This is a genomic window from Corynebacterium sp. HMSC06C06 (assembly GCF_001807295.1).
Classification (GTDB): Bacteria; Actinomycetota; Actinomycetes; order Mycobacteriales; family Mycobacteriaceae; genus Corynebacterium; species Corynebacterium striatum.
In genome coordinates, this window is sequence record NZ_KV788481.1 from 97,455 (window position 1) to 109,849 (window position 12,395).

The following is a 12,395-nucleotide window of genomic DNA, read 5'->3' on the forward strand; positions in this document are numbered from 1 at the left end:
CCCTATATTTCCAGTGTGGTCTGCGTTTACGCTGCGCTCGATCCCTCATTCTTCGAGCTCAACGCAAAGCCGTCCACAGTGACCTTCTTCTGTGCGACGCCGGTCTCCGGTGCGGTCGCGCTGGCGGTGGCCATGCCAGCCGGGCAGTCGAAGGTCACGTCCACGGTGGTGCCGGCTGGGGCGTCGAAGCCCACGGTGCCATTCTCCGCGGTGAATTTGAGTTCCTTGGTCTGGATCTCCGGCCACGTGCTCGTGTAGGAACACCGCATGGGAAGGCCGACGCGGTCCACGACGGTGAAGATGACGGTGCCCTTCGTCTCGGTCGGGGCGCTTGACCCGAGTCCCGGCACGAGGGAGGCAATCAGCGTGATGATGAGCGCGACCACCGCGGCGGCAGGGCCGGCGAGCTGTTGCAGTTTATCCAGGCTAAAACCAGGCGTGACGAACTCCTTGTAAAAAATGAGAACTAGGTTATCGTCAGCCTATCCCATGTCCGCTGCCGATAACCGGTTTCTGGAGAAAACTCTTAGAGCTTGATCATGGGCTCCCAGCCGTGCGGGATGACATCCGAGTCCACGATCTTGCGGCCGAACGGGAAGCAGGTCACCGGGATCATCTTGAGGTTAGCCAGGGCCACCGGGATACCCACGATGGTCACGGTCTGCGCGAGCGCGGTGGCGACGTGGCCGATGGCCAGCCAGAGACCTGCAACGATAAACCACAACACGTTGGAGACGGCCGACATGCCGCCGGTGCCTCGGGCAGGCTGCACGACGGTTTTGCCAAAGGGCCACAGGGCAAAGCGTGCCATGCGGAACGAGGCCACGCCCATGGGGATGGTGACCACGAAGATGCAGGCGAGGATACCTGCCAGGAAGTAGCCCAAGGCGAGGAAGAAGCCGCCGGAGATAAACCACATCACGTTGAGAATCGTCTTCATGAGCCCCAGCCTAGCCGCACAGACCTGCGGGGCGCGGGGCGGAACGCTCGGATCGGCGCCAGCGTCACCAGCGCCTAAGATTAAGCACCGTCATGAGCACACCGACCCCGCCCAAGAACATCCGCTATCCGCGCATCACTGCACTTATCGCTATCATCCTGGCCGCGGTGAATTTGCGCTCCGTCATCACGGCGATCTCCCCACTCATTCCGGAGATCCAAGCCTCCACCGGCATGAGCTGAACCATGGTTGGCATCATCGGCACGGTGCCCACGGCGATGTTCGCGGTCTCGGCATTCGTGCTCCCCCGTATCAAGGAACGCTTCACGCTCAGCGAGATGATGCTCCTCGCGCTCGGACTTACCGCCGTGGGCCAGCTGCTGCGCGTCGTCTATCCCAACGAGTGGCTATTGCTCGTCGGCTCACTCATCGCGCTGTTTGCCATCGGCATCCTCAACGCGACCATGCCGCTTGTCGTGCGCGAATACTTCCCGCGTCACGTGCCCAGCATGTCGCTCACCTTCATGATGTCGAGTCAGATCATGCTCGCCGCAGCACCCATTGGCGCCGTGCCCATGATGGACTGGGCGGAGAACATGGGCCTGCCCGGCTGGCAGATTTCGCTTGGCTCCTGGGGTGTGCTCGCCGCCATCGCGGCAGTGAGTTGGATGTCTCTGCTCATCCGCCGCGGCCCGAACCCCATCAACACCGCGCCCGAGCCCAACTTCCATCTGCCGGTGTGGCGCACCACCATCGGCGTCGGCTTGGCCTTCATGTTCGGCTCCAATTCGCTCGTGGCCTACACGATGATGACGTTCATCCCGCAGATCTTCACCGACGCGGGCCAAACCGCGCAGTATGGGGCGAATATGCTCGCCATCTTCAGCGCACTGGGCATTCCTGTCACGATCGTCGGCCGTGGCTGGCAGGTCGTTTGGCCAACGTCTTCCCCGTCGTCATCATGTCCGCGGTCTTCTTTTCTGCCGCGCTGTTGGGCCTTGCTTTCGCCCCGCTCGCAGCGCCGTGGCTCTGGGTCACGCTCGCCGCCGTCGGTACAGTCATCTTCCCCATGGGCATGGTGCTCGTCAATATCAGGGCACGCACCCTCGAGGGTGCCACCGCACTCACCTCTTTCGGCCAAGGTGTGGGCTACACCTTTGCCTCGCTCGGTCCCCTGCTCACCGGCGCCGCGCACGAGGCGACCGACTCCTTCTTCATTCCCCTCACGGTGATGGCCGCCATCGGCCTCGTTACCCTCGTCGCCGGCTACTTCGCATCCCGCCAGACCTACGTCGAGGATCAACTCCCCGCATAACGCGCGACCTCGCGCGCCATCACCCCGGTAATGAGCGCAATGTCCCGCTCCTCCAGCGGCCGCGACAAGCTAAAGCGCAGGGCTTCCTCCCCGTTTAGGCCCAAGGCCGTCAGCACCGGCGAGGTCCCCCGCCCGCACGCTGAGCCTGCCGATGCCGCCACTCCCGCCGCGTCCAGCGCCACCAGCAGCGCGTCGCCGGAGACGCCGTCGACGACAAACGAGGCATGTCCAGGCAGACGTTCCTCCGGGTGCCCCGTGAGCCGCGCACTCGGCACCCGCTCCAGCACCGCAGCGATGAGCGCATCCCGGCTGTTCATGAGCACCACCGCGCGCTGTGCGACGTCACGCCGCTGCGCTGCCACGGCCGCCGCAAATCCTGCAATGCCTGCGACATTCTCCGTCCCGGCGCGCCGCCCGCCTTCCTGAGCGCCGCCGTGGAGCAACGGCTCAAGCTCCACCGCCCGCTGCAGAAGCAGCGCGCCCACGCCCTGCGGGCCGCCAAATTTATGGGAGGCCAGCGCCACCGCATCCGGCCCCGGTCCCGGCCACCCGTCTGCCGCAAGGCTCAAGGGCAACGCGACCGCGGCTTGAACCGCATCGAGGTGGACCAGCGCCCCCACCGCATGAGCGCGCTCCACCACCGCAGCGACGTCCTGCACGGTTCCGATATCCGAGTTCGCCGCGCCCATCGCAACAAGCGTCGTCTCCGGCGCCAGCTCCCCCATCTCCACGCGTCCCGTCGCGTCGACGTCCGCGTAGTCGACCGCGAAGCCATGCATGCGCTCCAGGTAGGCGACCGACTGCGCCACTGCGGAATGCTCAATGCGCGTCGTCACAATCCGGCGCCCGCGTGGGTGCGCCAGCGCCAGACCGAGGACGCCTAAGTTATTCGATTCAGTCCCGCCCGAGGTAAAGACCACGCCTTCCGGAGCCACGCCGAAAGTTGCGGCGACCGTCTCCCGCGCATACTCGAGTTCCCGGCGCGCCGCCGCGCCCGCGGCATGCAGGCTCGAGGCATTCGCCTGCCCTGCGTCCCACACGCGCTCCATCGCGGCACGCGCCTCGGGGCGCAGCGGCGCCGTCGCTGCGGCATCGAGGTACATCACAGCTCGTCGAGCCCCAAGTCGAGCACGCCCGCACTGTGAGTGATTGCGCCGACGGAGATGACGTCCACGCCCGTCGCCGCGATCTCTGCGACCGTCTCGAGATTGACGTTACCGCTCGCCTCCACGGTCACACGGCCTGCGATGAGCTCCACCGCCGCCCGTAGATCCTCGAGCGAGAAGTTATCAAGCAAGATCGTGTCGACGCCCGCGTTCACAACGGCCTCGACCTGGTCCAGTCGGTCGACCTCCACGATGATCGACGTTGTATGCCCCACTCGCTCGCGCAGTCCGCGCAGCGCCGCCGTGAGTGCCGGGGCCGGGGCCTGCGCCACGCCGAGCGCCGCCAGATGGTTATCCTTCACCATCACCGCGTCCGAGAGCCCGAAGCGGTGGTTCGTCCCGCCGCCCACGCGCACCGCGTGCTTTTCGAATGCGCGCAGGCCCGGCGTCGTCTTGCGGGTATCCGCAATGCGTGCAGGCCCCGCGAGCTCCACGAAGCGCGCGGTGAGGGTCGCAATAGCGCTCATGCGTTGTGCGAAGTTGAGCGCCGTGCGCTCCGCCGTGAGAATTGCCCGCGCCGGGCCCTCCACCACGGCCAGGCGCTCGCCCGCGGCAAAGCGCGTGCCCTCGGGCGCGAGCTCCGCCACGGCGACGCTCACCTGGCGGAAGGCTTCTTCGATGACGGCTCCGCCGGCGAAGACGCCGGGCTCACGCGCGACGACGGCCACGCGCAGCGTTGCCTCCGCCGGGATCGCGGCCTCGGCCGTGATATCGCCCCACGGCGCATCCTCGCGCAGGGCCGCGGCGACCGCAGTACGGATGGTCTCGGAAGTTAGCATGCGGTGACCTCAGCTTTCAATCGCTGCGCGCGGGCGTGTGCCTGGCGCGGGTCGGTGTGCGGATAATCGGTGCGTTGATGGGCGCCGCGCGACTCGGTGCGCTCCAGTGCGCCCGCGGCGATGAGCTTTCCGATGCCCACCACGTCCGCCGCCGCCTCATCCGTCACGGTCGCCAAGGTGGCGGCGGCGTCGCGAATGCCCGCCCCATCGCGCTCGATGCCAAGGCCTGCCGCGATGGCGTGCTGGGCGTCAGCCAGCGTGCCGTTGCCGGCCCGTGCGGCCGGGGCGACGTCCATGACGGCACCGTGCAGTCGCGAATCGTCGAAGCGCCACTCTCCGCTTGCGGCCGCGGTGGGATCTGCGGCGGCCGCGTGGCCTGCTGCGTCGCCAAAGACGAGGCCTTCGAGCAACGAATTCGAGGCCAAGCGGTTAGCACCGTGCACGCCGGTATTCGCGGCCTCGCCAGCGGCGTAGAGTCCCGGCACGCTCGTGCGTCCATGGATATCCGTGGCGACGCCGCCCATTGAATAGTGCGCGGCCGGCGCGACGGGCACGGGTTCGCGCGTCCAGTCGTAGCCTTCGGCAGCGAGCATGCAGAAGATGCCGGGAAACTCAGCCGCGAGGCGACCAGGCTCGTTGCCCTCGACGGCCGTGGCGTCGAGCCAGATATGCCCGCCCGTCGCATTCTGCGCACGAAAGATGGCAGCCGCCACGACGTCACGCGGCGCGAGCTCCCCGCGCGGATCCACGTCGAGCATAAAGCGCCGGCCCGCGTCGTCGCGAAGCACGGCACCGGCGCCGCGCACGGCTTCGGAGATGAGGTGGCGCGTGCCTTCGAGCACCGTGGGATGGAACTGCACGAATTCCATGTCCGCGACGAGCGCACCGGCCCGCGCAGCGTCGAGAATGCCCTGGCCGGTGGCTCCGGGCGCGCCGGTCGAGCGCGGGTATACCCCGCAATATCCGCCGGTGGCGAGGACGACGGCATCGGCAAGCAGGATGCCCCGGTTCGTTTCCGCGCCGGTCACGACGCCGTCGCGCAGGACGAGCGAATGCAGCGCGTGCTCCGGTAGCTGAGTGATCCCAGGGGTCCGCGCGACCTCGCCGCGCAGGAACTCATGGAGCTCCGCGCCCGTGCGGTCACCGCTCGCGTGGACGATGCGCGAGAAGGCGTGCGCGGCTTCCAGCCCTTGGTCCAGTGTTCCGTCACTGCGGCGGTCGGCCGGGAAACCTGCGTCGAGCAGCGCGCGGACGCGCTCCCGGCCGCGGCGCACGAGCTCGCGGGCGGCGCGCTCGTCGATGAGACCTGCACCCGCGGCCAAGGTATCGGCGAGGTGCGACTGCCAGGTATCCGCCGGGGCGAGGGCCGCTGCAATTCCGCCTTGGGCAAGCTGCGTGCTGCCCGCGCTTCCCTGAATGGAGGGGCCAGGATAGGCGAGCGTGACGTGTGCGCCCGCAGCGTGGGCGGCGAGGGCCGCGCTTATGCCTGCAACGCCGGAGCCGGCAACGAGAACGTGACGCATCTAAGCCACCTTCGGATGGGCGGCGAGCATGCGTTCGAGGGCGACGCGGGCATCGGCTGCCACCGCGTCGTCGACCATGATGCGGTTGGGTATCTCGCCAGCGACGAGGGACTCGAGCGTCCACGCGAGGTAGGCCGGGTGGATGCGGTACATCGTCGAGCACGGGCAGACCACCGGGTCGAGGCAGAAGATGGTGCGGTCCGGGTACTGCGCGGCGAGGCGATTAACGAGGTTGATCTCCGTGCCGATGGCGAGCACGTCGCCCGGCCGGGAGGCTGCGACCTCGCGGCGAATGAGCTCGGTGGAACCGGCGGCATCGGCAGCCTGCACAACGGGTGCCGGGCACTCGGGGTGGACGATGACGCGCACGCCGGGGAACTCGGCGCGGGCGCGCTCAATCTGAGCGACGGTAAAGCGCTTGTGCACGGAGCAGAAGCCATCCCACACGATGACGCGAGCGCGCTCGAGTTCCTCCGGGGTGAGGCCCTTCCGCGGGTTCCACAGCACGATCTCCTCGTCCGGGATGCCCATGGCGTGCGCGGTATTGCGGCCCAGGTGCTGATCCGGCAGGAAGAGCACGCGCTGTCCCTGCTCAAAGGCCCACTCGAGGACCGTCGTGGCGTTCGAGGAGGTGCACACGATGCCTCCGTTGCGGCCGCAGAAGGCCTTGATATTCGCCGCCGAGTTCATGTACGTCACCGGGACGGGTGCCTCGATGGCCGCCGTGATGTCAGCCCACGCGCGCTCGACCTGCGCGAGCGTTGCCATATCCGCCATGGAACAACCCGCAGCGAGATTAGGCAGGATGACAGCCTGGTCCGCACCCGAGAGGATATCTGCGGTCTCCGCCATGAAGTGCACGCCACAGAAGACGAAGGCGTCTGCTTCCGGATGCGCCTTCGCGGCTTTCGCCAGGTTGAAGGAGTCGCCCACGAAGTCCGCGTATGTCACGACCTCGTCGCGCTGGTAGAAGTGACCGAGGATCTTCACGCGTTCGCCCAAAGTTTCCTTCGCCGCGGTGATCATGGCGTCGAGTTCCTCGGGGCTGGCTTGGGTGTAGCGCTCCGGAAGCGCGCTCTGGTGGGGCGCATGTTCAGGGAACGGGTCCGCGATGGAGGCGCCCGGGCCGTAGCTCGAGTTCTGATTAAGCGCCCATGGGTCTTGGGCAAGATCGCTGCCGCAGGCTTCGTCCTTTGCAGCAAGCCTGATGAGTTCGCGCACGCTGGGCATGGTGGTCTTCTTTCTAGTCTTCTTCGGGGCGGTACCTGTAGGTTTTTGCGGGTCGATGCTTCACGCCCGCCAGGGAGTGGCCGGTTTCTTCCAACGTCTTCGACGCCAGCATCTGTCTTCGGAAATTCGCCGGATCCAACGGGTGGCCGAGGATGATCTCGTGGACTTCGCGCAGTTGCGCGAGCGTGAACTCGGGGTCGAGGAAGCGGTGCGCCACGGCGGCATACGCCGTGCGCGAGCGCAGCCTTGTGAGCGCCGTCGCGATGATCTCCCCGTGGTCGAAGGCGAGATCCGGCAGGGCGTCGGCGCGGAACCACGCGACGTTGGTGTCCTCCCCAGCCGCGGCGGTGGCGCCTGCGGCATCGCGCGCGCTGTACTGCGCCCAATAGGCGATGGTGACAAGGCGCTCGGCATCCGCGCTGCGTTCGACCGAACCGAAAGAGTAGAGCTGCTCTAGATAGCTAGGCTCGATGCGCGTGGCCGCCACTAAGGTCGCGTGCGCGGTCTGCGTGAGCGTCTGGTTCCAGGCGGTGGGCCCGCCGGGCAGCGCCCACGCATCTTTAAAGGGTGCACGCACGCGGCGCACGAGGGGCAGCCACAGGCCCTGCTCCTCGTCTTTGGCGTGGACAAGCGCATGCGCCGGGGGCCGCAGCGCAAAGGCCACGGTGGACACGGCGACGCGCGGCGACTGCCGCCGCCGCTCCGCGACGTTGAGTTTCTGCCAATCGCTCATGGGCCGCTCACCTCCACTTTTAGTTAAGGTCATTATGACTTTAAGTGAAAAGTAGTGTGGTCTCCCTCACGATGTCAAGCATTTTCTGCGGGCGGGGCTAGCGCCTACGCGCCGCGCGGGCCCGGCTGACAGTGCGGGCACCACCAGATAATGCGCTCCAACTCCCCTTCGTCGCCACCGGCATCGACGCCGCCCAGCACCCCTTTTTCAATGGGTGTTCCGCACCGCCGACAACGTGCGTTAGTGCGTCCGAAAACGTACGTCGTCTCCCCGGCGCGGCGTACCCCCGTGGTGACGCGAATGAGCGAGAACCGATTGGCCCACATGATTGTCCGCGAGACGTCCACGATCTTCTCGACGTCGACGTCGCCAACACGCTCCGCGGGATGCATGCCCGCGATAAAGCAGGCCTCTGCACGGTACTCGTTGCCAATGCCCGCGACATTCTTCTGATCGAGCAGCGCCGCACCGATGGCGCGTTCCGGGCGCGCTTCGATGCGCCAAATCGCCTCCTCGCGCCCGCCATTTATCTCCCAGTCCGGGTCGAGGATGTCTGGGCCCAGATGCTCGATGCGCCCTAGGTAATCCGACTCCGGATAGACCTCCACGAACCCGAGAGTATGACCGACGATCTCGATATCGCGCGGTTCATTAGCAAGCTGCAACACCACGCGTGCGGTATGCCCCGGCGCGCGCCACCTGTCCCCGGCGTAATGGATGTGCCACTGGCCTTCCATCTTCAGGTGCGTATGCAGGATGAGCGGCTCGTCCTCGTCGCCCGCGAATTCCATGAAGAGATGCTTGCCATAGGGCCACACAGCCACGCACTCCATCCCGTCAAAGCGTGCGAGCGCATAGCGCGGTACCCGCACCGAGGTCTTAGTCACCTCGCGGCCCACCATGAACTGCATGCGTTCGGCCAACTGCAGGACGGAATCACCCTCAGGCATGCAGCACCACTCCTTCTTTAACGACTGGCGATTCTACGCCAGCCCCACACTGAAACCGTAAGGAGTCATCATGACATTCAACTGGCTCAACGCCTACGGCGCCGGCCGACTCGTGATGTTGCTCGTGCCGAATATCATCGGGTGTTCGCCGGCGGCAACGGCGACGCGCAACCGCCGGTGGACGTCCCCGTCGCGCTCACGGTGGCTGAGAATATCGCCCGCTGTGCGTGCATAATCCTCGTGGTTCTCCCGCTCGGCGTGGGCAGAGTTGAGCTCCGCACGCGCGGCGCACGCTGGACCTATTTCGGTCTGAGCGCCGCCGCTCTCACAGTCTATTGCGCAACGTGGGTTCCGTACCTGCACACGCCGACCTTCGTCACCGGCCTGGAACTCGCACTGCTCCCCGCTGTCATGTTCATCAGTTGCAGCGCGGCGCTGCGTCACCGCCTACTCACCGCCGCGGGCCTGCTCTTTGCTGCGGCGCACATCTGGATTACGGCGCTCGCCCACAACGGGCTTGCAAGCTAACTCGAAATCGCAGAACACTCCAACATCCCTGGCGCGTTGTGGATAATCGCAACGGAGCAGAATCCGTGCGTCGTAGTGGGAATTTTAATGAGTCTCGTCGGGTGATTGAATTTTATAAACAACATCGTTAGTATCGTTCTTACGAAGCCGCTCAGCGGCAAATAGGCAACGGGCCCCGCACTTGATGCGACGGCCCGCCCTTTATTTTTCTCTCCCTAACCGTGGATCCTTTTCCAATGCAAGAAGGATCCATCGTTCGCTCTTAATCCACGCCCCCATTCCCGGATTCATCATTCTTGCGGTCTCGATGCACGCCTGATGCACATTGGCGATGGCCTTAAGATCAAAAATCAATGGCCGATGATGGGAGGCCCGATTCCTCCACCTAAGGATCCCAGCGCACCTTTTGGTAAAAACCACCCAATCATCTTGGTATAGGTGAGGTGCAATCGCTTCCTCCCAAAGAACGTGGCGTGGATTTTCAGGATTGCTGGCAGCTGCCTTATTTGGCAGCAACCGCACCCACGAACCAAAAGAAAGTCCCGCGACTAAATCATCATGGGTAGGGATACCCCGCACAGACGACACATCCGAATAACTAGCAAGTCCTCTGCTCCGGTTCCGTCTCCCCAGCACGATTTTCGCCAATTCCGCCTCGGGATATTCAATCCACTCCGAGGAACCACAGCGAGGCTCGCCAGAATTCCATTGCGCGAATGAAGTATCAATGACATTCCGCAGAAGCACCTCAACTATTCCGGTCGTGCGTTGAACCGTGGCAGCTAGGTACGAGTTCCATAGATACAAACGAGCCGCCAGCCTCATGTCGCCACGATCAACAATGTCCATATACCTACGCGTGCGTACTGCCGGAATGCTATCGAACAATAGTTGCGCTGTTCTTAGAGTCACTGGGAACGTAGAAACGTCCACAATGTGTACCCCCGAGTCAAAAGTGAGTCATGTACATTGACATGCCCACCTTAACCCATGTAGGTCTCGAAGCGTCGAGACATATTTTCCATAATTGTGCAGGAGACTGGCTGCACATAACGCGCCGCACTGCGCCTAGGAGCGTTGCGGTGTGACTCCCGGCACCGACGCCCCACGCTCCCACGGCGTGATGACATGCTCGCGCTTGAGGTCACGCACCGAGGACACGCCAAGCAGCGTGCAGGCAGTCTCCAGTTCAGAGGTGAGCAGCTCGATGGTGCGGTCGACGCCCTCGCGGCCGCCGGCCATGAGACCGTAGAGGTAGGCGCGGCCGATGAGCACGAAGTTCGCGCCGAGTGCCAGGGCAATCGCGATATCGGTGCCGGACATAATGCCGGAGTCGTAGACGATCTCGGCGTCGGGGCCGAGCTCCGCGCGGATGGCTTCGAGAGCGCGCAGCGTATTGACCACGCGGTCGAGCTGGCGGCCGCCGTGCGAGGAGACCACCACGCCATCGGCGCCGAGCTCGATCACCGTGCGGGCGTCAGCAGGATTGACGATGCCCTTGACGAGCATCTTTCCGTCCCACTGCTCGCGAATCCACTCGAGGTCATCGAAGTTGAGACCCGGGTCGAACATCGTGTTGACGAGTTCGCCCAAAGTACCCGTCGTCGAGGTCAGCGACGCGAAGGTGACCGGGTCCGTCGTGAGGAAGTTGAACCACCACTCCGGACGCCACGCGGCGTCAAGAACGGTGCCAGCGGTGAGCCGCGGCGGGATGCGCATGCCGTTGCGCGTATCGCGCAGGCGCTGGCCCGCGACCGGGGTATCGACAGTGACGACGAGCGTGTCGTAGCCACTCGCCGCCGCGCGACGCAGCAACTCCGCGCTGGCCGCGCGGTCCTTCCACAGATAGAGCTGGAACCAGCGGCGCCCGCGTCCGGAGGCCCGCTCGACCTCCTCCACGGAGCGCGTACCCATTGTCGACAGCGTGAACGGAATACCTGCCGCCGTTGCTGCCGATGCCCCCGCATCCTCACCCTCAGCATGCATAAAGCGCGTAAACCCCGTCGGCGCAATACCGAACGGCAGCGCGGAACGCCCACCCGCAATGTCGACGGACAGGTCGAGCTCGGTCGCACCCGTGAGCACATGGGGCAGCAGGCGAATGGAGCGGAAGGTCTCACGCGATTCGTCATAGGTCACCTCGTCGCGCGCGGCGCCGTCCACGTAGTCGAAGGCGGCCTTCGGAATGCGACGCTTGGCAATCTTCCGGAGATCCCACACGTCGGCGGCCTCCGCAAGGCGCGCAGCGCGACGTTCGAGGGTCGGCCTCTCAAAGCGCATGAGGTTCTTCAGTTCTGAGACTTGGGGCAGTTGACGCTTGAGACGCATGACGGTTCTCCTCTTCGTGGTTCGTAGTGCGGCCGCAGAAAACGGTCCTACTTTTCATTCCTACTCTTCTACAGAAATTGCGCCAAACTGGGGCCCTCCCCCAGACAGCACGAAACCCCAACGCCACCGAAGTGACACTGGGGCGCATGCGAGGAAGCCTAGTGGCGGATATCCACGCGCTTGTGGTTGTTGGAGCCAGCCTCGATGAGCGCGACCATGCCCACGGCGTAGTCAGAGTAGGAAATCTCATCGTTGCCTTTAGCGTCGACCGTAAACGCGTCGAACTCAATGCTCTCGAACGCGCCGGTGCGCTCGCCCTCGGCGTCGAACTCGACGGCTGGGGACGCGAAGATCCAGTTGAAGTCACCGCGCGTACGCAGGTAGTAGAGTTGCTCCGACTGTTGGGAGTTCTCCTTCAGCAGGTTCAACTTTAACGTCGAAGCCAGCCTTACGCACATGCGGTAGCTTTACGGAAGTAGGAACCAAAAAGTAACCATCGAGGTCACAGCCATGAAACAGCCGATTACTTCTTTGCCCGCCTGCCCCGTCGAGACGACACTCACGCTTCTGTCCAATCGCTGGCGCGCCATGATCCTGCGCGATCTGCTTGACGGCACCATGCGTTTTAACGAGCTGCGCCGCTCCGTGACCGGCATTAGCCAGAAGGTTCTCACGTCGAACCTGCGCGAGATGGAAGACACGGGCCTCGTCCACCGCGAGGTCTTCGCCGAAGTCCCGCCCCGCGTCGAGTACTCACTCACTCCGCTCGGCCAGTCTATGCGCCCCATCCTCGACGCCATGAGGGAATGGGGCGAGCACTACCAGCAGCAGGTTGCCAAGGAGATCGCCTAGCACCGGTATCCACGCTCCGCCGCCGACCCCGCCCAGTCAGCTTTGGGTTTA

General features: G+C 64.8%; 15 protein-coding genes. 4 read left to right on the plus strand and 11 right to left on the minus strand.

Annotated features, from left to right (window positions below):
• Positions 1 to 26: 26 nt before the first annotated feature.
• A complete protein-coding gene (locus HMPREF3153_RS03510) occupies positions 27 to 386 on the minus strand; it encodes a hypothetical protein (RefSeq protein ID WP_070420017.1) in 360 nt (119 codons plus the stop codon).
• A 140-nt stretch (positions 387 to 526) separates the two neighbouring features.
• The gene (locus HMPREF3153_RS03515; protein WP_005530214.1) at positions 527 to 940 is read right to left on the minus strand and encodes a YccF domain-containing protein; all 414 of its coding nucleotides are present in this window, start codon (positions 938 to 940) and stop codon (positions 527 to 529) included.
• A 92-nt stretch (positions 941 to 1,032) separates the two neighbouring features.
• Here HMPREF3153_RS03515 and HMPREF3153_RS12600 point away from each other — a divergent pair, with 92 nt between their 5' ends.
• Positions 1,033 to 1,182, plus strand: coding sequence for an MFS transporter (locus HMPREF3153_RS12600; RefSeq protein ID WP_141740909.1), 150 nt, complete (start codon positions 1,033 to 1,035; stop codon positions 1,180 to 1,182).
• 3 nt (positions 1,183 to 1,185) lie between these two features.
• The gene (locus HMPREF3153_RS12605; protein ID WP_141740910.1) at positions 1,186 to 2,172 is read left to right on the plus strand and encodes an MFS transporter; all 987 of its coding nucleotides are present in this window, start codon (positions 1,186 to 1,188) and stop codon (positions 2,170 to 2,172) included.
• 67 nt (positions 2,173 to 2,239) lie between these two features.
• Here the strand turns inward: HMPREF3153_RS12605 and HMPREF3153_RS03525 are convergent, their stop codons facing one another.
• The 6 genes from HMPREF3153_RS03525 to HMPREF3153_RS03550 all read right to left on the minus strand — a co-directional run bounded on the left by HMPREF3153_RS03525 (position 2,240) and on the right by HMPREF3153_RS03550 (position 8,636).
• On the minus strand, positions 2,240 to 3,358 hold the full coding sequence (locus HMPREF3153_RS03525) for a cysteine desulfurase family protein (RefSeq protein ID WP_049147530.1): 1,119 nt from the start codon (positions 3,356 to 3,358) through the stop codon (positions 2,240 to 2,242).
• Entirely contained in the window at positions 3,358 to 4,200 is an 843-nt protein-coding gene (gene nadC / locus HMPREF3153_RS03530; protein WP_070420018.1) for a carboxylating nicotinate-nucleotide diphosphorylase, read from the minus strand. Before nadC ends, HMPREF3153_RS03525 begins: the two co-directional genes overlap by 1 nt.
• Positions 4,194 to 5,723 (minus strand): L-aspartate oxidase, encoded by a 1,530-nt coding sequence (locus HMPREF3153_RS03535; RefSeq protein ID WP_070420019.1) that lies wholly within the window; start codon positions 5,721 to 5,723, stop codon positions 4,194 to 4,196. Before HMPREF3153_RS03535 ends, nadC begins: the two co-directional genes overlap by 7 nt.
• Positions 5,724 to 6,953: a quinolinate synthase NadA gene (gene nadA / locus HMPREF3153_RS03540; RefSeq protein WP_070420020.1), complete on the minus strand. Its 1,230-nt coding sequence runs from the start codon at positions 6,951 to 6,953 to the stop codon at positions 5,724 to 5,726. It abuts the gene before it with no gap.
• A 13-nt stretch (positions 6,954 to 6,966) separates the two neighbouring features.
• Positions 6,967 to 7,686, minus strand: a complete 720-nt coding sequence (locus tag HMPREF3153_RS03545; RefSeq protein ID WP_070420021.1) for an NUDIX hydrolase — start codon at positions 7,684 to 7,686, stop codon at positions 6,967 to 6,969.
• Between the two features lie 104 nt (positions 7,687 to 7,790).
• On the minus strand, positions 7,791 to 8,636 hold the full coding sequence (locus tag HMPREF3153_RS03550) for a DNA-formamidopyrimidine glycosylase family protein (protein WP_005530228.1): 846 nt from the start codon (positions 8,634 to 8,636) through the stop codon (positions 7,791 to 7,793).
• Positions 8,637 to 8,813: 177 nt separating this feature from the next.
• On the opposite strand from HMPREF3153_RS03550, the gene HMPREF3153_RS03555 reads away from it, so the two are divergent.
• The gene (locus HMPREF3153_RS03555) at positions 8,814 to 9,164 is read left to right on the plus strand and encodes a hypothetical protein (protein ID WP_141740911.1); all 351 of its coding nucleotides are present in this window, start codon (positions 8,814 to 8,816) and stop codon (positions 9,162 to 9,164) included.
• A gap of 201 nt (positions 9,165 to 9,365) precedes the next feature.
• Here HMPREF3153_RS03555 and HMPREF3153_RS03560 read toward each other — a convergent pair whose 3' ends face one another.
• From HMPREF3153_RS03560 to HMPREF3153_RS03570, 3 genes are all read right to left on the minus strand, one after another.
• Positions 9,366 to 10,013 carry a hypothetical protein gene (locus HMPREF3153_RS03560; RefSeq protein ID WP_070420023.1) on the minus strand — a complete coding sequence of 216 codons (648 nt, stop codon included), beginning with the start codon at positions 10,011 to 10,013 and terminating at the stop codon, positions 9,366 to 9,368.
• A 219-nt stretch (positions 10,014 to 10,232) separates the two neighbouring features.
• Positions 10,233 to 11,492, minus strand: a complete 1,260-nt coding sequence (locus tag HMPREF3153_RS03565) for an alpha-hydroxy acid oxidase (protein ID WP_070420024.1) — start codon at positions 11,490 to 11,492, stop codon at positions 10,233 to 10,235.
• 158 nt (positions 11,493 to 11,650) lie between these two features.
• Positions 11,651 to 11,920 (minus strand): NAD(P)-dependent oxidoreductase, encoded by a 270-nt coding sequence (locus HMPREF3153_RS03570; RefSeq protein ID WP_070420025.1) that lies wholly within the window; start codon positions 11,918 to 11,920, stop codon positions 11,651 to 11,653.
• Positions 11,921 to 12,002: 82 nt separating this feature from the next.
• Between HMPREF3153_RS03570 and HMPREF3153_RS03575 the strand changes: the two genes are divergently transcribed.
• On the plus strand, positions 12,003 to 12,344 hold the full coding sequence (locus HMPREF3153_RS03575) for a winged helix-turn-helix transcriptional regulator (RefSeq protein ID WP_070420026.1): 342 nt from the start codon (positions 12,003 to 12,005) through the stop codon (positions 12,342 to 12,344).
• Positions 12,345 to 12,395 lie beyond the last annotated feature (51 nt).

Coding starts and splice junctions, on each gene's coding strand:
- HMPREF3153_RS03560 (WP_070420023.1), bottom strand. CDS start 10,013: ATGGACATTGTTGATCGTGGCGACATGAGGCTGGCGGCTCGTTTGTAT.
- HMPREF3153_RS03515 (WP_005530214.1), bottom strand. CDS start 940: ATGAAGACGATTCTCAACGTGATGTGGTTTATCTCCGGCGGCTTCTTC.
- HMPREF3153_RS03565 (WP_070420024.1), bottom strand. CDS start 11,492: ATGCGTCTCAAGCGTCAACTGCCCCAAGTCTCAGAACTGAAGAACCTC.
- HMPREF3153_RS03575 (WP_070420026.1), top strand. CDS start 12,003: ATGAAACAGCCGATTACTTCTTTGCCCGCCTGCCCCGTCGAGACGACA.
- HMPREF3153_RS12605 (WP_141740910.1), top strand. CDS start 1,186: ATGGTTGGCATCATCGGCACGGTGCCCACGGCGATGTTCGCGGTCTCG.
- HMPREF3153_RS03545 (WP_070420021.1), bottom strand. CDS start 7,686: ATGAGCGATTGGCAGAAACTCAACGTCGCGGAGCGGCGGCGGCAGTCG.
- HMPREF3153_RS03535 (WP_070420019.1), bottom strand. CDS start 5,723: ATGCGTCACGTTCTCGTTGCCGGCTCCGGCGTTGCAGGCATAAGCGCG.
- HMPREF3153_RS12600 (WP_141740909.1), top strand. CDS start 1,033: ATGAGCACACCGACCCCGCCCAAGAACATCCGCTATCCGCGCATCACT.
- nadA (WP_070420020.1), bottom strand. CDS start 6,953: ATGCCCAGCGTGCGCGAACTCATCAGGCTTGCTGCAAAGGACGAAGCC.
- HMPREF3153_RS03525 (WP_049147530.1), bottom strand. CDS start 3,358: ATGTACCTCGATGCCGCAGCGACGGCGCCGCTGCGCCCCGAGGCGCGT.
- HMPREF3153_RS03550 (WP_005530228.1), bottom strand. CDS start 8,636: ATGCCTGAGGGTGATTCCGTCCTGCAGTTGGCCGAACGCATGCAGTTC.
- nadC (WP_070420018.1), bottom strand. CDS start 4,200: ATGCTAACTTCCGAGACCATCCGTACTGCGGTCGCCGCGGCCCTGCGC.